At 71.9% G+C, this 19,085-nt stretch carries 18 protein-coding genes; 6 read left to right on the forward strand and 12 right to left on the reverse strand.

The annotated features are described in order from the left end of the window. From EAD98_RS03380 to fdxA, 3 genes are all read right to left on the reverse strand, one after another. Positions 1-303: NAD(P)-dependent oxidoreductase (locus EAD98_RS03380; RefSeq protein WP_158609763.1), on the reverse strand; the 303-nt coding region annotated here is incomplete at its 3' end. Positions 304-319: 16 nt separating this feature from the next. Beyond that, positions 320-1,426, reverse strand: a complete 1,107-nt coding sequence (dapC, locus tag EAD98_RS03385) for a succinyldiaminopimelate transaminase (protein WP_305035089.1) — start codon at positions 1,424-1,426, stop codon at positions 320-322. Then, on the reverse strand, positions 1,423-1,749 hold the full coding sequence (gene fdxA, locus EAD98_RS03390; RefSeq protein WP_007464872.1) for a ferredoxin: 327 nt from the start codon (positions 1,747-1,749) through the stop codon (positions 1,423-1,425). Before fdxA ends, dapC begins: the two co-directional genes overlap by 4 nt. 79 nt (positions 1,750-1,828) lie before the next feature. Here fdxA and EAD98_RS03395 point away from each other — a divergent pair, with 79 nt between their 5' ends. After that, a complete protein-coding gene (locus tag EAD98_RS03395) occupies positions 1,829-2,875 on the forward strand; it encodes a GNAT family N-acetyltransferase (protein WP_121652615.1) in 1,047 nt (348 codons plus the stop codon). A 303-nt stretch (positions 2,876-3,178) separates the two neighbouring features. Here the strand turns inward: EAD98_RS03395 and EAD98_RS03400 are convergent, their stop codons facing one another. From EAD98_RS03400 to mshB, 3 genes are all read right to left on the reverse strand, one after another. Then, positions 3,179-3,643, reverse strand: coding sequence for a hypothetical protein (locus EAD98_RS03400; RefSeq protein ID WP_121652616.1), 465 nt, complete (start codon positions 3,641-3,643; stop codon positions 3,179-3,181). An 81-nt stretch (positions 3,644-3,724) separates the two neighbouring features. After that, a complete protein-coding gene (locus EAD98_RS03405; RefSeq protein WP_121652617.1) occupies positions 3,725-4,159 on the reverse strand; it encodes a hypothetical protein in 435 nt (144 codons plus the stop codon). A gap of 17 nt (positions 4,160-4,176) precedes the next feature. Next, positions 4,177-5,103, reverse strand: a complete 927-nt coding sequence (gene mshB, locus EAD98_RS03410; protein ID WP_121652618.1) for an N-acetyl-1-D-myo-inositol-2-amino-2-deoxy-alpha-D-glucopyranoside deacetylase — start codon at positions 5,101-5,103, stop codon at positions 4,177-4,179. Positions 5,104-5,189: 86 nt separating this feature from the next. Between mshB and EAD98_RS03415 the strand changes: the two genes are divergently transcribed. After that, positions 5,190-7,334, forward strand: coding sequence for a prolyl oligopeptidase family serine peptidase (locus EAD98_RS03415; protein ID WP_121652619.1), 2,145 nt, complete (start codon positions 5,190-5,192; stop codon positions 7,332-7,334). A 251-nt stretch (positions 7,335-7,585) separates the two neighbouring features. Here the strand turns inward: EAD98_RS03415 and EAD98_RS03420 are convergent, their stop codons facing one another. The 6 genes from EAD98_RS03420 to EAD98_RS03445 form a co-directional block, all read right to left on the reverse strand. Beyond that, entirely contained in the window at positions 7,586-7,960 is a 375-nt protein-coding gene (locus tag EAD98_RS03420) for a YciI family protein (RefSeq protein ID WP_121652620.1), read from the reverse strand. A 264-nt stretch (positions 7,961-8,224) separates the two neighbouring features. Then, positions 8,225-9,967 (reverse strand): ABC transporter substrate-binding protein, encoded by a 1,743-nt coding sequence (locus EAD98_RS03425; RefSeq protein WP_121652621.1) that lies wholly within the window; start codon positions 9,965-9,967, stop codon positions 8,225-8,227. Positions 9,968-10,122: 155 nt separating this feature from the next. Continuing rightward, positions 10,123-11,109, reverse strand: a complete 987-nt coding sequence (locus EAD98_RS03430; RefSeq protein WP_121652622.1) for an ABC transporter permease — start codon at positions 11,107-11,109, stop codon at positions 10,123-10,125. A gap of 9 nt (positions 11,110-11,118) precedes the next feature. After that, entirely contained in the window at positions 11,119-12,126 is a 1,008-nt protein-coding gene (locus EAD98_RS03435; RefSeq protein WP_121652623.1) for an ABC transporter permease, read from the reverse strand. Continuing rightward, complete coding sequence (locus EAD98_RS03440; protein ID WP_233583703.1) at positions 12,123-13,169, reverse strand: ABC transporter ATP-binding protein; 1,047 nt, start codon at positions 13,167-13,169, stop codon at positions 12,123-12,125. Before EAD98_RS03440 ends, EAD98_RS03435 begins: the two co-directional genes overlap by 4 nt. Next, the gene (locus tag EAD98_RS03445) at positions 13,166-14,266 is read right to left on the reverse strand and encodes an ABC transporter ATP-binding protein (RefSeq protein ID WP_199723271.1); all 1,101 of its coding nucleotides are present in this window, start codon (positions 14,264-14,266) and stop codon (positions 13,166-13,168) included. Before EAD98_RS03445 ends, EAD98_RS03440 begins: the two co-directional genes overlap by 4 nt. A gap of 259 nt (positions 14,267-14,525) precedes the next feature. Here EAD98_RS03445 and EAD98_RS03450 point away from each other — a divergent pair, with 259 nt between their 5' ends. The 4 genes from EAD98_RS03450 (at position 14,526) to EAD98_RS03465 (ending at position 19,078) form a co-directional block, all read left to right on the forward strand. Then, the gene (locus EAD98_RS03450; RefSeq protein WP_121652651.1) at positions 14,526-15,074 is read left to right on the forward strand and encodes a Uma2 family endonuclease; all 549 of its coding nucleotides are present in this window, start codon (positions 14,526-14,528) and stop codon (positions 15,072-15,074) included. Between the two features lie 33 nt (positions 15,075-15,107). Further along, on the forward strand, positions 15,108-16,544 hold the full coding sequence (locus tag EAD98_RS03455) for a TldD/PmbA family protein (RefSeq protein WP_121652625.1): 1,437 nt from the start codon (positions 15,108-15,110) through the stop codon (positions 16,542-16,544). Positions 16,545-16,602: 58 nt separating this feature from the next. Further along, on the forward strand, positions 16,603-18,009 hold the full coding sequence (locus tag EAD98_RS03460) for a TldD/PmbA family protein (protein WP_121652626.1): 1,407 nt from the start codon (positions 16,603-16,605) through the stop codon (positions 18,007-18,009). 262 nt (positions 18,010-18,271) lie between these two features. Continuing rightward, complete coding sequence (locus tag EAD98_RS03465) at positions 18,272-19,078, forward strand: hypothetical protein (protein WP_121652627.1); 807 nt, start codon at positions 18,272-18,274, stop codon at positions 19,076-19,078. The last annotated feature ends 7 nt before the right edge of the window (positions 19,079-19,085 follow it).

A 19,085-nucleotide genomic window follows, 5' to 3' on the forward strand; every position in this document is an offset into this window, starting at 1 on the left:
GCCGACGTCCGTGAGCACACAGCCCGACGCGGTGGCGGCGGCGACCCGGGCCAACGTCCGGGGCAGGGTGGGCAGCGGACCGCCGAGGAAGACCACGTCCCGGCCGGCCACGGTCTCCTCGAGCGTGTCGGGTGCGGCCACGCCCCGGGCTCGGGCCTGCGCACGGGTCGCCAGGTCGGGATCCCAACCGGCCACGTCCAGGCCGGCGTCGGCCAGGCGCAGCAGCACCGAGCCGCCGATCAGACCGGTGCCGACCACCGCCGCCCGCACTCCGGCGTACCGGGTGGTCCCGCCGTCGGTCATGGCCGGTCGCCCGGGGTCAGGCCCGCAGCCGGTCGGCGACCGCGGCGACGTGCTCGTCGGACTCGGTCAGCGCCACCCGGACGTGCTGGTTTGCGGTGGGGCCGTAGAAGACGCCGGCCGCGACCAGGATGCCCCGTCGGGCCAGCCAGTCGACCGTTTCCCAACAGTCCTCACCACGGGTGAGCCAGAGGTAGAGGCCGGCCTCCGAGTGCTCGACCGTGAAGCCGGCGCCGGTGAACGCCGCAGTCAGCACCGCACGCCGGGCCCGGTAGCGCTCCCGTTGCTCGTCGGCGTGCCGCTGATCCTGCAGGGCGGCCACCATGGCCGCCTGCACGGGCGCGGGCACGATCATGCCGGCGTGCTTACGGACCTTCAGCAACTCGGCGACGAGCGCCGGGTCACCGGCCACGAACCCGGCCCGGTAGCCGGCGAGGTTGGACCGCTTGGAGAGCGAGTGCACCGCGAGCACCCCGTCGTAGCTGCCGCCGCAGACCTGCGGGGACAGCACCGAGACCGGTTCGGCCGACCAGCCGAGCGGCAGGTAGCACTCGTCGCTGGCCACCACCGCGCCGCGTTCCCGGGCCCAGTCGACCACCTTGCGCAGGTGCGCCGCGGGCAGCACACGCCCGGTCGGGTTGCCGGGCGAGTTGACCCAGACCAGCCGGACCCGGGAGGTCGGCCCGACCGCGGTGAGCGAGTCGGCCCGGACCACGGTGGCTCCGGCCAGCCGGACCCCCGCCTCGTACGTGGGATAGGCGATCGACGGCACCACCACCACGTCACCCGGACCGATGCCGAGCAGGGTCGGCAGCCAGGCGACCAGCTCCTTGGAGCCGATGGTCGGCAGCACGCCGAGACCAACGACCCCGGCGCCACAGGCCCGGGCGACCCACGCCGCGATCGCGTCCCGCAACGCCGGGGTGCCGGCGGTCAGCGGGTAGCCGGGAGCGTCGGACGCGTCGGCCAGCGCCTGCCGGATCACCTCGGGCACCGGGTCGACCGGCGTACCCATGGAGAGGTTGATCAGGCCCTCTGGGTGCGCCGCGGCCAGGGTGGCCGCGGCGGCCAGGGTGTCCCAGGTGTACTCGGGCAGCCGCGACGAGACCGGCGCGGGCCCGTTCAGTGGCCCTCGCCGCGCGGCGGCTGCGCGGCGACGAAGGTGGCGTCCTTCTCCACCTTGCCGATCTTCGAGGCGCCACCGGGCGAGCCCAGGTCCTCGAAGAACTCGTAGTTGGCGCCGGTGTAGTCCTTCCACTGCTCCGGGACGTCGTCCTCGTAGAAGATCGCCTCCACCGGGCAGACGGGCTCACAGGCACCACAGTCGACGCACTCGTCGGGGTGGATGTAGAGCATCCGGTTGCCCTCGTAAATGCAGTCGACCGGGCATTCCTCGATACATGCCTTGTCGAGCACATCCACGCACGGCTCGGCGATGATGTAGGTCACCGGTCTTCTCCTCCGCAAGACACGCCGCGATCTCCCGCGACGGTTAGAGCCTAGTATCTCGCCGGGGAGGGGGTCGATCGTGCTCCGACAGCAGGATGTGGGACACCGGATAGTGGTCCGCCGGATTGTGGGGATTCGCGAAGGCCGCCCGCTCTTCTCGGATGCCCTCGGCGAGCTGGTGGAGCTGAGCGAGACTCATCTCACGCTGGCCACCGCGCAGGGCCAGCTGCGGGTCCCGGTGGCGCAGGTGCACCGGGCCAAGCGGGTGCCGCCGACCCGCCGACCGACCGCCGCCGCGGTGGTGGCGCTCGATCGGGCGGCCGACGAGGCCTGGCCGGCACCGACGCGGGGTCGACTCGGCGACTGGCTGCTGCGGTCCGCCGACGGCTGGACCGGGCGGGCCAACTCGGCGCTGCCGATCGGCGACCCGGACCGGCCGCTGCCGGCGGCGGTGGACGCGGTCGAGCGCTGGTACGCCGAGCAGGGCCAACGGGCGCTGATCAACACGCCGCTGCCGCTCGCCGCGCCGGTCGGCGCCGAGCTGGACAGCCGCGGCTGGGGCAGCCGCCCGCCGACCCTCGTGCAGACCGCGCCGCTTCCCCTGCCCGCCCAGGGCACGGCGGTCGCCAGGAACGGATCAGCCGTCGCGGGAGCCGGCGTCGAGCCGGTCACCGGGGCGGACGTCGAACCGACCTCCGGAGCCGGCGCAGAGCCGGTCCCGGGAGCCGACATGGAGCTGGTGGCCGCGCCGTCCGCGGCGTGGCTCGCCATCGCCGCAGGTCGCAAGGGCGGCCTTCCGGACGCCGCCCGGCACGTGCTCACCGCCGTGGACCAGGTCCGCTTCGCGCACGCGTACGCCGACGGCACGCTGGTGGCGATCGGCCGGGGCACGGTGACCGGCCAGGGCCGCTGGCTGGGGCTGAGCCTCGTCGAGGTGCTGCCCGAGGCGCGCCGTCAGGGGCTGGCGCGGGCGGTGATCGCGGCGCTGGCCGACTGGGGCCGCTCGGCCGGCGCCACGCACGCCTTCCTCCAGGTGGAGCAACGCAACACGGCGGCGGTCGCGCTCTACCAGCGGCTCGGGTTCACCACGCACCACACGTACCTGACCCGGGTCGCCCCACACTGACCCCGACCGCCGCCGCACACCGACCTCCACCGCACACCGACCTCCGCCGCGCACCGACCGCGGCGGCGGATGCCCTGCGGCTTGATCGACTCGACTTCGCCGATATCGGGGTGTCCAACGGCCCGGGATACCGCCATATCGGCGAAAGCGAGTGGATCAACCCGCGGACGGCCCGCCCAGCACGCGAACGACCCGTCGGCACGCGCACGACCCGTCGCAACACGCACGACCCGTCGACACACGCTCGGCCTGGTCGGCACGCGCCCAGCCTGGCCGGCGCGCGCCCGGGTCGGCCGGCGGTGGTCAGCGGCGGACGACCCGGCGCGGCTTGGCGGCCTTGACCTCGGCGTACCGCTTGAGCTGCTGCGAGCGGTGATCGAGCCCGAGCGCGGTGAGCACCAGGTACCCGATCAGCACCCCGGCACCGCTGGCGAGCAGGTAGAGCCAGATCTGGGCGAAGAACGTGCCCGCCCCGTCGGCGAACGGGTTGTAACCGACGAGCAGCGGCCCGACCAGCACGGTCAGGGCCATCGCCACCAGCACCGCGACCGTCACGTCGCCCGCCCAGGCGGCCAGCGGCCGACGACGCCCCCAGCGGAAGGCGACCACGACCAGGATCAGCCCGATCACCACGAACATCGCCAGCGTCACCCGGTCGGCGACGGTGTCGTCACCGTCGAACCAGAGCCGGATGATCAGCCGGGCGACCACGTTGACCGCGAACAGCGCTCCGGCGAGCACCCCGACGTCACGCCACCGTCCGTCCATCGCACGACCTCCTGCCGTACGCCCCGTTGCGGGGCCTCGTCCCTGGCAGGAATATCTACCACCCGTACCTGGGTGGCGTCATCAGCCGCCGAGTGTGGGCGAAGGGGCGAGGATCTGCCGGAAGCCCATCACCGCGAAGGTCATCGCACCGGCCACGATCATGGCCAGGCCGACCCAGTTGTCGCCGGCCAGCAGCAGGTCGCCCTCGCTGGTCCGGACCGAGGCCACCGCCATCAGCACGAACCACGGCACCGCGGGCAGCGCCACCGCCCACCGGCGGCCGACCGCCTCGTGCGCGAACCAGCTCAGCGCGATGTTGGCCCCGACGGCGAGCAGCGCCGACACGCCGATCAGCTGCCCGCCGACGCGAACCGTGGAGAGCAGCAGCTCCAGCACCCCGGTCAGCACCCCGGCCAGCACCACGACGATCGCGCCGGCCAGCCGCAGACCGAGGTCCAGCAGGCGCGGTGGCGGCCCCGCCGGGGGCGGGGCGTCCTGGCCTTCCAAGACCGACATCGGGGCGGGGGGCAGGCTCACCGGAGACCGGCCCCGGCGACCGAAAGCCGGTCCGGGGCGCTCTCGTCAGGCAGCCCGGCGAAGAGGTCGTCCTCCCAGCCGTACGGGCCGGCGCCCGGGCCCTTCTCGCCGACCGCGAGCGTGAAGAACTCCACGCCCATGAACTCGCCCCCGAAGTTGCCGGCGATCGAGTAGAGCCAGGAGGTGGCCGGGATCTGCGTGGCGTGTGCCCGCATGGCGGCCTCCTTCGCGGTGTGCTGGTCCGTCGCGTCGATCCGGGCGGCGATCTCGTCGTCGGGGGTACCGAAGGGCAGGTCGGCGATGTCCTCGATGCCGGCGAACGGGTTGTCCGAGGATTCGGCGAAGTGCGTGAGGCCGGCCTCCAGCACGCTGCGCGGCATGGCCGTCCAGTAGACCTTGGCGGGGGCGCAGCCCTCGGCGGCGGCCAGCTCGACGGCGCGCATCGCCACCCGGTGCGCCTGGATGTGGTCGGGGTGGCCGTAGAAGCCGTTCGGGTCGTACGTGATCAACACCTGCGGGCGTACCTCCCGCATGATCTCCACCAGGTGCCCGGCGGCCTCGTCCAGGTCGGCCTGCCAGAAGGCGCGGGGGTGCTCGTTGGTCGCGAGCCCCATCATCCCCGAGTCGCGGTAGCGGCCGGCGCCGCCGAGGAAGCGGTGGTCGGTGACGCCGAGCGCGGCGCACGCGGCAGCCAGCTCGGCGATCCGGTACCCACCGAGCTGGTCGGCCTCGGCGGCGGCGAGCTGCGCCAGAGCCGGTACGTGGATCTCGCCCTCCTCGCCGAGGGTGCAGGTCACCAGCGTGACGTGCGCGCCGGCGGCGGCGTAGTGGGCCATCGTCGAGCCGGTGCCGATCGACTCGTCGTCGGGGTGCGCGTGGACCAGCAGCAGGCGGCGGTCGGGCAGGATCGTCACGACGGTCACTCTAACTGGCGGTTCCGGTCGGCAGCCGCCAACGCGTCCGCCCAGGTCGGCCACATCACGCCGGGCACGGCTCTACGATTTGGGCTGTGGACTTTCCGGAGCTGGCCGCCCGCACCCGCCGGTTCAGCCACGGCGCGCCGCGTGCTGTCACCGTGGCCGAGGACGGCTCCCGAGTGATCTTCCTGCGCTCCGCCGGCCCGGAGGATCCGGCGGACGCGCTCTGGCTGCTGGACGTGGCCACCGCCGAGGAGCGGCTGGTCGCCGACCCGGCCACCCTGCTGGGCGCCGACAGCGACCCCCGGGCCCTCTCCCCCGGTGAGCGCGCGCTACGCGAGCGGCTGCGGCTCAGCGCCGCCGGCATCGGCTCGTACGCGCTGGACGCCGCCGGCCGGGTGGCGGTGTTCGCGCTGGCGGGCCGGCTGTTCCGGGCCGACCTGGTGCACGGCGACGTGGTCGAGGTGGCCACCGTCGGCCCGGTGCTCGACCCACGGCCGGACCCGACCGGGCGGCGGCTGGCGTACGTGACCGACGCGGCCGAGGGCGCCCGCCGGGGTGAGCTGCGGGTGATCGACGCCGACGGCACCGACACCCTGCTGGCCGGTGAGGACGCCGGCGTGAGCTGGGGGTTGGCCGAGCACATCGCGGCCGAGGAGTTCGGGCGGTTCCGGGGTTACTGGTGGGCGCCGGACGGCGGCTCGGTGCTCGCGGCCCGGGTCGACGAGTCCCGCCTGGACCGCTGGCACCTGCACGATCCGGCCGAGCCGTCCAGCCCACCGACCGCTGTCGCGTACCCCCGGGCGGGTGGGCCGAACGCGGAGGTCAGCCTGCACCTGTTGGACCTGGACGACGGCTGGGTCGACGTGCATTGGGACCGGGAGACCTACCCGTACCTGACCGGGGTCAGCTGGGGCGAGGGCAGCCCGCTGATCACCGTGCTGCGCCGCTCGCAGCAGCACGGGCTGGTGCTGGCGGTGGACCCCCGGACCGGTGAGACGCAGGTGCACGCCGAGCTGGCCGATCCGCGCTGGGTGGAACCGATCGCCGGCACACCGGCGCACCTGCCGGACGGCCGCGTGCTGGTCGGTGGCGAACTGGCCCACGACGGGTACGACGCGCGGTGCCTGTTCGCCGACGGCACCCTGCTCACCCCGCCGTCGCTGTACGTGCGGCGGGTGGTGGGTCGGCTGCCCGCCGGCACCGGCCCGGCCGACCTCCTGGTCGAGGCGAGCGACGGCGAGCCGAGCGAGCGGCACCTGTTCCGGGTCCGCACCACCATCGGTGGTGGGGTGGACGCCCGCCGGCTCACCACCGACTCCGGTTGGCACACCGCCGCCGTCGGCGGGGACGTGCTGGCGGTCGGGGTCGCCTCGCTGGACCACGCCGGGGTGCGGTGGACGGTCCGCCGCGGCGACCAGGAACTTGCCGAGCTGCGGTCGTTGGCCGCCACCCCGCCGTATTCTCCGCTGCCGCTGCTGGAGCGGGTGACCGACCGGCGGCTGCCGGCGGCGGTGCTCTACCCGGACAACCACGTGACGGGCCGGCGGCTGCCCGTGCTGCTGGACATCTACGGCGGGCCGGGGCACCAGGAGGTCGTGGCGGCCAGGGCCGCGTGGCTGGAGCGGCAGTGGTGGGCCGACGCCGGGTTCGCGGTGGTCACCATCGACAACCGGGGTACGCCGGGAGTGGCACCGTCGTTCGAGAAGGCGATCCACCGGCGGGTCGCCGACGTGATCCTGACCGACCAGATCGACGCGCTGACCGCGCTCGCCGACAAGCATCCCGACCTCGACCTGGGCCGGATGGGGGTGCGCGGCTGGTCGTTCGGGGGCTGGTTGGCTGGGCTGGCGGTGCTGCGTCACCCGGAGCTGTTCCGATGCGGGATCGCCGGCGCGCCGGTGACCGACTGGGCGCTGTACGACACCGCGTACACCGAGCGCTACCTCGGGATGCCGGAGGACGGGGCGGACATCTACGCCCACCATTCGCTGGTCGAGTTGGCCGCCGAGCCGGTCACCGGCCCGGACCAGGCCCGGCCGTTGCTGCTGGTGCACGGCCTGGCCGACGACAACGTGGTGGCCGCGCACACGCTCCGGCTCTCGGCGGCCCTGCTGAACGCCGGCCGGCCGCACGCCGTGCTGCCGCTGACCGGCGCCACCCACATGGCCGCGAACGGCACGGCCGAACGCCTACTCCCCCTGGAGCTGGACTTCCTCCGTACCCATCTGGGATGAACCGTCGCGTTGGCGGAACCCCAGGGCGTCGGCGCGGTCGCCCGTCTTGAGGTGGCCCGCGGGCGGGTCGATCAGGCGCGCCGCACGGTGTTCGACCGGCAGCCACCGCCACCGGAGACTCCGCGTTCGTGAATCTTGGATACTTTCCGTTCGCGACTGACGGAAACTGTCCAAGATCTGTTGGACGACGGCCGCCCCGTCGGCGGCGTCATCGTCCAACGTCAGTCACCCGGATCAGTCGATGTGGGGTGTCACCCTCGCCAGTTGGCCTGGCGGAGCATCGCGTCCTGTTCGGCGTCGGGCATGAGCTCCCGGACCTCCTGCGCGCAGCGGCAGGCGACGGCGATCTTGGCAGCCCACTCCAGCGCCTCCTCGCGCGAGGCCACCTCGATGACCGAGAACCCGCCGATGACCTCCCTGGTCTCCGGGTACGGGCCGTCGGTGACGGTCCCGTCCGTGGCCACGACGCTCGCCCTCTGGCGTTCGAGTCCGGCGCCGAACACCCACACGCCGGCGGTGAAGGCGTCCTGGACGACGGCGTGCGAGGCCTTGCCCACGTCAGCCCAGTCCTCGTCGGGGATGTGGTCCATCGAGCCTTCACTGAACGAGATCAGGTACCGGGTCATCCCATAACTCCCTTGTCCCGGCGGTCTCCTGCGACCGCCTCTCAGCTGTTCTACGAACGGCTCGCCCCGTATTCGACGCGGTACCGGAGGTTTTACGGGACTTCACGCACTGCCAGGAACGCGGCGAGGCCGAGCCGGGCCGTCACCTCGGCGGACGCCGATACGCGCTGCCCGGATCGCGCCGTCAACTGTTAAGTGGAGACGACAAGGGTCCCCTCCCGACGGCGCTGTCGGGAGGGGACCCTTGCCTGCCTGCGGTGTTACCTACGGCTTGACGTGCGCGTTCACGAACGACGCGTAGCCGAAGACGCTGGAGATGAAGACTCCGCCGGCCTTGGACCCGTGCACGTTGTAGGCCACGTCGACGAAGAGCGGCACCACCGGCGCGTGCTCCTTCATGATCCGCTCGTCGAGCTTGGCCCACTCCGGACCCTGCTCGGCCGCGGACAGGGCCGAGATCCGGTCCATCTCGGCGTTGATCGTCGGGTCGTTGAAGTAGGACTGGTTGCTGTTGCCCTCGGCCTTGATGGTGCGGCCGTCGTAGAGCACCGGCAGGATCGAGGCGCCGCTCGGCCAGTCCGCCGCCCAGTTACCGATGTACAGGTCCCAGGGGTTGTCCTTCTTCTTGATCTCGTCGAGCTTCGCGTCGTCCGAGATGTTCCGCAACGTGATCTTGAAGCCGGCCCGCTCCAGGTTGGCCTTGAGCTGGGCACCGATCTGCTGCTCGGTCGTGTTGTCGGCGACACCGAGGACCAGCGCGGGCGTCTGCCCGCCGAGCAGTTCCTTGACCTTGGCGACGTCGCCGTTGGCCCCCGCCGGGTACGCGTCGTACGCCTTGTAGCCGATGGTGGCCGGCGGCATCAGCGTGGTCAGCGGCGCGGCGACGGTCTGGCCGCCGAGCGCCTTGATCAGGCCCTCCCGGTCGATGGCGTAGTTGAGCGCCTGCCGGATCTTGAGGTCCTTGACCCGCTGGTTGTTGATCACCAGCTGGTTGGCGCTCGGGGTCGGCGAGAGGATGCTGCGCGACTTCAGCGAGGCATCCCCGGCCACCTTGGCGACCAGCGAGGCGGGCACGGCGTTGAAGGCGAGCGCGCTCTGGTCGGCGCCGTTGTCGGCGATCACCCGGTTGTTGGCGGCGTCCGCGGTCGGGCCGAAGGTCCAGACGAACTGGTCCGGGTACTGGTGCCGGACCGGGTCGGTGTTCGGGTCCCAGTTGGGGTTGCGGTCCAGGGTGATCTGCACGCCGACCTGGTTCTTGGCGATCTTGTACGGGCCGGACGAGAACGGCTGCTTGTCCAGGTCGACGCCGGTGTCCTTGTCCGGCGGCAGGGGCGCGGTGGTCGGCAGCGAGACCGCGAACGGCAGGTCACAGCGGGCCTTGGCGAACTCGAAGCGCAAGGTCTTCTCGTCCGGCGTGGTCAGCCCGGGCGGCAGCGACGTCTTGTTCTTCTTGAAGTCCCACTTGGTGTCGAACTGCGGGCTGTCGGCCAGCCACTCCTGGAGGTAGGTCGGGCCGCCGGAGAGGTCCGGGTCGAAGGAGCGGGCGATGCCGTACGCGATCTCCTTGGAGGTGATCGGGCGGCCGTCCTCGAACTTCACCCCGTCCTTGATCTTGAATTCCCAGACCTTGCAGTCCTTGTTGACGTTGGTGCCCGGCGTCTCGGCCAGGTCGCCGACGAGAACCAGGCCGCCCTTGCCGTCGTCCTTCCAGGTGGTCAGATAGCGGGCGAAGAGCGGGTTCGCCATCAGGCCCGCGAACGAGTACGTCCGCTGCGGGTCGAGGTGGGAGATCGGCGACTCCCGGATGATGGTGAACGTGCCGCCCTTCTGTGCCCCGCTCACCTCGGCGGCAGGGCCCTTGGAGTCCTTGGGGTCGCTCGCGATGACCCCGGTCTGCTGCCGCTCGGTGTCCACCGTGGTGCCCTCGCCCGTGTTCTCCGAGCACGCACCCAATGCCACAACCAGAGCGATCGCGCCGCCTACGGCGGCCGCCACGCGTGGTCGCATGAAGTACCTCCTTCATCAATGTGCCGTGCGGTCCGTCGGGGCGAGAACCGCCGACGTCTCGAGGATCGTAAAGAAGAAAACCTACGAATTGTGTAACAGTTGTCGATAACTTTCGCCGCCGACCGGACTGGTGGACACGCCGGTCGGCCGCCGGCTCAGCGCAGCCGGACCCGGGGGTCGATGGCCGCGTAGAGCAGGTCCACCAGCACGTTCGCCAGCACCACGAAGACGGCCGCGATCAGCACGGTGGCCATGATGGTGGGCAGGTCGCCCGAGCGCACCGCGTCCACCGCCGTGCGACCCAGCCCCTGGATGCCGAAGGTGGTCTCGGTGATGACCGTGCCGCCGAGCGCGCCGCCGACGTCCAGGCCGGCGATCGTCACCACCGGCGTGATCGCCGCGCGCAGCGCGTGTCGCCCGTACACCTTGGGTTTTGCCAGGCCCTTGGCCCGTGCGGTGCGGACGAAATCCTCCGACAGGGTCTCCAGCATCTGCGCCCGGGACAGTCGGGCGTAGATGGCCGAGAAGAGGAAGGCCAACGCGACCCAGGCCAGCACCAGCCCACTGGCCCACTTCGCCGGATTGTCGAAGATCGAGGTGTAGCTCGGCACCGGCAGCAACCGCAGGTTGTAGACGAACACCAGCAGCAGCACCGCGCCCACGAAGTAGAGCTGCAACGAGGCGCCGGTCAGCGAGAAGCCGATCGCCAGCCGGTCCAGCCAGGTGCCCCTGCGCAGCGCGGAGACCATGCCCAGACCCACCCCGAGCAGCAGCCAGAGGATGGCCGCCGGGATCACGATGCTCAGCGTCACCGGCAGCACCCGGGCGATGGTGTCCGAGACCGCCTCGTTGGTGACGTACGACCAGCCCAGGCAGGGCGCGTCGCACCGGCCGCCCTGGGCGCTGCCCAGGTCCCGCCCCATGACGATGCCCTTCATGTAGCCGGCGTACTGGCTGATCAGCGGGTCGTTGAGGCCCAACTCGGTCCGGACCCGCTCCAGCCGCTCCGGGCTGCAGTTCTTCGGGCACATGCCGGTGACCGGGTCACGCGGCAGGGCGAAGAACATCAGGAAGGTCAGCACGCTCACCGCGAAGAGCGTCAGCGTGGCCGAGAAGAGTCGCTTGATCAGGAATCGCGCCATGGGAAACCCCTACCGGGACGACTTCGGGTCGAGCGCGTCACGCAACGCGTCGCCGAAGAGGTTGAAGGCGAACACCAGCGCGAAGATCGTGATGCCCGGGAAAAACACGTACGCCGGGTCGGTCTGGAGGAAGTCCAGACTGCGGTAGATCATCCGGCCGAAGCTCGGCGTCTCGTCACTGAGGCCGACGCCGATGAACGAGAGCGCGGCCTCGCTGGTGATGAACTGCGGCACCGCCAGGGAGAAGGAGACCAGGATCGGCGCCCAGATGTTCGGCAGCAACTGCCGGAAGAGCATGTGCCCCAGCCCGGCGCCGCTGGCCTTCGCCGCCTCCACGAACTCCCGCTCACGCAGCGCGATCACCTGCCCGCGTACGAGTCGGGCCGTGCTGGTCCAGCCGAAGATGGCGAAGACGCCGATCAGCACGCCCACCCCGAAGGCGGACGACACCTGCCCCCGCTCGCCGTAGAAGCGCAGCGTGATGGTGGGCGTGAGGGCCAGCGCGATGATCAGGAACGGCATGGCCAGGGTCAGGTCGGTGATCCAGTTGATCACCGCGTCGAGCCAGCCGCCGAGGTAACCGGCGAGCGCCCCGAGCACGACCCCGATCGTCGCGGTGATCAACGCGGCGGCGAACGCGATGAACAGCGACGTCCGCAACCCGTAGATCAACCGGATGAAGATGTCCCGGCCCAGCCCCGGCTCCAGGCCGAACCAGTGCTCGCCGGTGACCCCACCGGCGTAGCCCAGCGGCATGCCGAAGCCGTCCAGCAGGTTCTGGAACTGCTCACGCGGGCCGATCCCGTAGACCATCTCGATCAGCGGCGCGGCCAGCCCCAGCACCATGAAGAAGATCAGCAGCACACCGCTGACCATGGCCGTCCGGTCGCGCCGCAGCCGGAGCCACGCGAGCTGACCGGGCGAACGACCGACGACACCCTTCACCGCGGGCCCGCCCGCGTCCGCGCTGGACTCGATCTCGGCCAGCGCCACACCCTCCACCGGGGACAGGCTCACGGCGACACCTCCTCGACGATCGCGCCGGCAGCATTCCCCGCGGGGGCCCCTTCCGCTAGCAAGCTCGCGCCCACGGCCTCGGGGAAGTGACACGCGGTGGCCTGGTTGCCGCCGTCGCGCGGCACCAGCGCCGGCTCCTGGGTGGCGCAGATGTCCTGCGCCTTCCAGCAGCGGGTGCGGAACCGGCAGCCCGACGGCGGGTCGAGCGGGGTGGGTACGTCGCCGCTCAACCGGATCCGGCCGCCCGGGCCGAGCCGGGTGACGTCCGGGATCGCCGAGAGCAGCGCCCGGGTGTACGGGTGCTGCGGGCGCTCGTAGATGTCCGCCCGGTCACCGATCTCCACGATCCGCCCGAGGTACATCACCGCGACCCGCTGGCAGAAGTGCCGGACCACGGCCAGGTCGTGGGCGATGAACACGAACGCCAGGCCGAGGTCCCGTTGCAGGTCCCGCAGCAGGTTGACCACCTGCGCCTGGATCGAGACGTCCAGCGCGGAGACCGGCTCGTCGGCGACGATCAGCTTGGGCCGCAGGGCCAGCGCCCGGGCGATGCCGATGCGCTGGCGTTGGCCACCGGAGAACTCGTGCGGGTACCGGTTGTAGTGCTCCGGGTTCAACCCGACCAGCTCCAGCAGCTCCTGCACCCGGGCCTTGATCCCGCCCGGCGGCTTGATCCCGTTGACCTGCAGGGGCATGGCCACGATGCGGCCCACGGTGTGCCGGGGGTTCAGGGAGGCGTACGGGTCCTGGAAGATGATCTGGAGGTCCTGGCGCAGCGGGCGCAGCTCGCGCCGGCCGGCGTGCGTGATGTCCCGCCCGGCGAACTCGATGCTGCCGGCGGTCGGCTCCAGCAGCCGGACCAGCATCCGACCGGTGGTGGTCTTGCCGCAGCCCGACTCCCCCACCAGGCCGAGCGTCTCGCCGGGTTGCACGTCGAAGTCGAGCCCGTCGACCGCCTGCACCAGGCCGGTGGAGCGCAACCCCTGGCGTACCGGAAAGTGCTTGGTCAGGCCGCGTACCCGCAGCAGCGGCTGGTCGGTCATCGGGCCACCCCCACGGATGCGATGTCCTCGGCGTAGAGCGTGGCGCGCTCCTCGGCGGTCAGGTGGCAGGCGACCAGGTGGCCGGCCCCGCCGGTTGAGCCGGCTTCGCCGGTTGAGCCGGCTTCGCCGGTTGGGCCTGCCGGGCGCAGCTCGGGCACCTCGGTGCGGGACCGGCCGCCGGGGCGGTCCGCGTACCGGCAGCGCGGGTGAAAGGCGCAGCCGGGCGGCAGGTTGATCAGGCTGGGCGGGTTGCCCCGGATCGGCAACAGGTCCGCGTCCGCGTCGCCGTGCAACGACGGCACGCTGGAGAGCAACCCCCAGGTGTACGGGTGCTGCGGCGTGCGCAGCACCTGCTCGACGCTGCCCCGCTCCACAGCTCGACCGCCGTACATCACCAGCACCTCGTCGGCGACCTGGCCGACCACGCCGAGGTCGTGGGTGATCAGGATGATCGCGGAGTGGAACTCGGCCTGGAGGTCGGCGAGCAGGTCCAGGATCTGCGCCTGCACGGTGACGTCCAGCGCGGTGGTCGGCTCGTCGGCGATCAGCAGGGCCGGGTCGTTGACCAGCGCCATGGCGATCATCGCCCGCTGGCGCATGCCGCCGGAGAACTCGTGCGGGTACTGGTCGAAGCGGCGCGCCGGCTGCGGAATGCCGACCCGGTCCAGCATGTCCACCGCGCGCTGGCGGGCCGCTCGCCGGCTGGCCTCCGGGTGATGCACCCGGTACGCCTCGGCGATCTGCCGGCCCACCGTGTAGTACGGGTGCAGCGCGGAGAGCGGGTCCTGGAAGATCATCGCCATGTCGCGGCCGCGCAGCCGGCGTACCTCCTCGTCTGCGAGGCCCACCAACTGCCGGCCGCCGACGGAGATCTCGCCGGTGATGGTCGTCCGCTTGGCGTCGTGCAGGCCGAGGATGGCCAGCGAGGTGACGCTCTTGCCCGAGCCGGACTCGCCGACGATGCCGAGGGTGCGACCCCGCTCGACGGCGAACGACACCCCGTCGACCGCGCGCACCACGCCGTCCTCGGTGTCGAACCGGACCCGCAGGTCGGTCACCCGCAGGTAGGCGTCCTGGTCGGAGCGCTGCACCGGCACGGTGGGACGGTCGTCCGGTTCCCCGGACGGCGCCGGATCCGAGCTGTCCACGGCCGCCTCCCTCAGTGACGAAGAGAACTTACAGGAAAGTCCCGAGGGTGAAAATAAGCTACAAAGTCGGCACCTGTCAGCGGGCCCGAGCGTAACGAGTCGGCATCGGCCCTGAACACCCCTCACCTCGCCATCCATGGCCATTCATGCCCCGCTCACACGCCGCGTGCGACGTCGGTGGCGCGGCCTCAGCTGCAATGGGCGGGTGATGCCTGCGGAAATTCTTGGTCACCGACTGCCCTGGACCGAGTCGGATTACCTCGCCCTCGGTGTCACGGCGTGCCGGATCGAACTCCTCGACGGGGGACTACTCGTCGGCCCGCCGCCGACAGTCCGGCACCAGGCGATCGTCGGCGCCCTCGCAACGGTGTTGGAGCCCGGGTGCGTAGCGGCGGATCGCACCCTGCTCCCGGTGATCAACCTACGGCTCGCCGCCACGCCGATCCTCAATCCCGACCTGGTGGTGGCGGCGACGTTGGACTTCACCGAGGACTGCGTGCCGGCCAGCGCCGTCCTGCTGGTCGGCGAGATCACGGCGCCACACACCGCGATTATCGACCGGATGCTGAAGCCCCATCTCGACGCTGCCGCAGGGATCGAGTGGTACCTGCTGGTGGAGCAGGAGACCCGCACCCTGCATCTATACCGTCGGCAGAGCAGCCAGTACACCGAGCAGTCCGTGACCAGGGCAGGTGACGTACTCGCGCTCACCGAGCCGGTGCGGGCCCTCATCCGCCCGGAGGATCTCGTCCCCTGACGGACGTCGGTCGGCTGGCCTAGGGTCGGTCGCATGACCGAGTTCGACGCGGCCACCGCCGCTGTACAGGCCGCCCTCGACGCGGGCGCCCGGTACGCCGACGCGCGGGTGATGCACCGCCGCTACGAGTCGATGACCGCGCGCAACGGCGACGTGGAGGAGCTGACCCAGGACGAGAGCATCGGGCTCGGCGTCCGGGCGCTGGTCGGGGCGAGCTGGGGCTTCCACGCCGTACCCGATCTCTCTGACGCGGCCGCCCGCGACGCCGGCCGACGCGCGGCCCGGATCGCCACGGCGAGCGCGCGGGTGCCCGGCCCGCCGGTCGATCTGGTGCCGGTCGAGGCGGTCACCGCGAGCTGGTCCTCGGGCTGCCAGATCGATCCGCTCGGGGTGCCCCTGTCGGACAAGGGCGACCTGCTGGTCGGTGCGACGCGCACGATGGCCGAGCACGGCGCCGACCTGGCCGAGGGGCTGTACCAGATCTGGGACACCGCCAAGTGGTTCGTCTCCAGCGAGGGCCACCGGATCGACCAGCGGATCCGCGAGTGCGGCGGCGGCATCTCGGCCACCTCCATCGGCGACGGCGAGACGCAGCGCCGCTCCTGGCCCAGCTACCGCGGGCAGTACGGCACCACCGGCTGGGAGCTGGTCGAGTCGCTCGACCTGGCCGCCCACGCCGCGCAGATCGCCGAGGAGTCCCGGGCGCTGCTCACCGCGCCGCCCTGCCCCGCCGGCGAGACGGATCTGATCCTCGGCGGCGAGCAGTTGGCCCTGCAGATCCACGAGTCGGTCGGGCACGCCATCGAGTTGGACCGGATCCTCGGCTGGGAGGCCGCGTTCGCCGGCACGTCCTGGCTGGATCTGGCTCAGCTCGGCTCGCTGCGCTACGGCTCCGAGCTGATGAACATCACCATCGACCCGACCATCCCGGGCGCGCTGGGCAGCTTCGGCTTCGACGACGAGGGCTCCCCGGCGGTCAAGCGGGACGCGGTCCGCGACGGGCGGTGGGTGGGCGTGCTCGCCGGCCGGGACTCGGCCGCCATGGCCAGCCTCGACTACGGCGGCAGCGTACGCGCCGACGGGTGGGCCCGGTTGCCGATGGTGCGGATGACCAACGTGGGCCTGGAACCCGGCCCGCACACCCTGGACGAGATCATCGCGGCCACCGACGACGGGGTGCTGATGGACCTCAACCGGTCGTGGTCGATCGACGACAAGCGGCTCAACTTCCAGTTCGGCTGCGAGGTCGGCTGGGAGATCAAGAAGGGGCGGCGGGGGCGGATGCTGCGCAATCCCACCTACACCGGGATCGGCCCGCTCTTCTGGCGGTCGATGGACATGCTCTCCCGCGAGACGGTGCCCTGGGGCACGCCCAACTGCGGCAAGGGCCAGCCCGGCCAGACCGGGCACACCGGCCATCCGGCGGCGCCGGCGCGCTTCCGTAACGTCCGGGTAGGGGTGTCAGCGTGAGCGCGAGGAGTGCGCCGGGTTTGCGAGCCCCGCAGTCGCGAACGAAAGGAGTGCCGGCGTGAGCGCGCCTACCGAGCTGGAGTTGGCCGGGCAGGTCGTCGAGTTGGTCCGGCGTCTCGGCGGCCCGGCCGCGCAGGCCGAGGCGGTGGTGACCCGCGCCGACCTGGCGCTGACCCGGTTCGCCAACTCGGCCATCCACCAGAACGTCGCCGAGTCGACCGTCGGCATCCGGCTGCGGGTGCACGTCGACGGGCGGACCGCCGCCGGCAGCGGCAGCGTCGTAACCGCCGACGGGTTGCGCGCGCTGGCCGAGCGCACCCTGGCCGCGGCACGGCTCTGCCCGCCTGACCCGGGTTGGCCGGGGCTGGTCCCACCCACATCCGCGCCGCTCGCTCCGCCCGTCGACGAGGCCACGGCGCACGCCGAGCCGGATCAGCGGGCCGACCGGGTCCGCGCGTTCGTGGCCGCCGCCGGCGGTCTCAGCACCGCCGGTTACTGCCGCACGGCGCACCGCTCGTCGGCGTACGCCAACTCGGCCGGGCACACCGCGCACGGCCGCTCGGTGGAGGCGGCGATGGACGGCATCGCGCGCCAGGCCGGCGCGGACGGGGTGGCCCGGCGCTGCGCCGACCGGCTGTCCGACATCGACGGCGCCGAACTGGGCGGGCAGGCCGCGGCGAAGGCTCGGGCCGCGGCCGACCCGGTCGAGCTGCCGCCGGGGCGCTACGAGGTGGTGTTCGAGCCGGCCGCCGTGGCGGACCTGTTGCAGAACCTCTCCTGGTACGGCTTCAACGGCAAGCGGTACGCCGAGCGGCAGTCCTTCGCCGAGCCGGGCGCGGCGCAGTTCGACCGGGCGGTGACCCTGGTGGACGATCCGCTGGGCGCGTCGGGGCTGCCGTTCGACGCCGAGGGCACCGGCCGGCGGGCGCTGACGCTGGTCGAGGCGGGCACCACTCGCGCGGTGGCGCACGACCGGCGCACCGCCGCCGAGGTGGGCGCCGAGTCCACCGGGCACGCGGTCGCCGGTGGCGCCACCTGGGGGCCGATGGCCCGCAACCTGCGCCTGGCCGGGGCGGCGGCCGGTCCGGCCAGCGCGACGGGCCGGAGCACCACGGGCGCGGCGGCCGGCGCCGTGGTCGACGCGGACACCGCCGCGCTGGTCGCCGGCGTACGCCGGGGGCTGCTGGTCACCGACCTCTGGTACACCCGCGTGCTCGACCCGAAGAGCCTCGTCGTCACCGGGTTGACCCGCAACGGCGTCTGGCTGGTCGAGGACGGCACGGTCGTGCGGGCGGTCCGCGATCTGCGGTTCACCGAGTCGTACCCGCGGGCGCTGGGGCCGGGCGCGGTGCTCGGGCTGGGCGGGCGGCCGGTCCGTCAACCGGACCGGGTGGACGGTGTCTGGTGGGCGGCGCCGCCGGTGCGGCTGGCGTCCTGGCACTTCACCGGGGGTGCCTCCGGCTGAGCGGGCGGGCCGACAGTGATCTTTTCAACACCGTGCCATTGACCGGCGTACCAGGGCTTTTGCGCAGGTCGGACACACGGGACGGTCCCTTGCGCGGACGGCTCGCAGAGATCGGCGTAACGTGTGTCACTTAGCTGCGCCGGTCGATCCGGCGTGGTTGTTGGTGTGCGCATGACGTGGCAGCGGGTGCGGGTTCGCCGGTCCGCGTGCCGACCGGAGAAGATCAGCCCGCCCGTACGGGCCCGTCGAGGAGACGACTCGAATGACATCAACGGCAACGAGGCCGCGGGGAGCGCGGGCGCGCGCCGCCATCGCGGCGAAGACGTTGCGTACCGACCGCTGGTGGTTCGCCCCGCTGATCACCGTGATCGGGCTGAGCGCCTGGGTCGCGTACGCGACGGTCCGGGTCTTCATGCACAAGTGGTACTGGGTGGACGACTTCCACTACCTGACCCCGTTCTACTCGCCCTGCGTCACGGAGCGGTGTGTCGAGGGCGCCTCGCACTTCGGCCGGTTCCTGCCCGGCTGGTGGATCATCCCGGACGCCGCGCTGACGCTGCCGTTCCTGCTGCTGTTCCGGCTCACCTGCTACTACTACCGCAAGGCGTACTACCGGTCGTTCTGGCTGTCGCCGCCGGCCTGCGCCGTGCCGGACGGGCACAAGGAGTACGGCGGTGAGACCCGATTCCCGCTGCTCGGTCAGAACCTGCACCGCTACTTCTTCTACGCCGCGGTGATCATCTCGCTGATCAACACCTGGGACGCGATCCTCGCCTTCCACTCGCCGAAGGGCTTCGGCTTCGGGCTGGGCAACATCATTCTGGTGCTCAACGTGGTGATGCTCTGGGCGTACACAATCTCCTGCCACTCCTGCCGGCACATCATCGGCGGCCGGCTCAAGCACTTCTCCAAGCACCCGGTGCGGTACAAGGCCTGGACGTTCGTCTCGGCCCTGAACGTCCGGCACATGCAGCTCGCCTGGATCACCCTCGGCACCCTGGCGCTGGCCGACTTCTACATCATGGCGCTGGCGGCCGGTTGGTTCTCCGACCTGCGGTTCATCAACTAAAGGGCCC

This window comes from Micromonospora sp. CV4, from assembly GCF_003667455.1.
In the GTDB taxonomy this organism is placed as follows: Bacteria; Actinomycetota; Actinomycetes; order Mycobacteriales; family Micromonosporaceae; genus Micromonospora.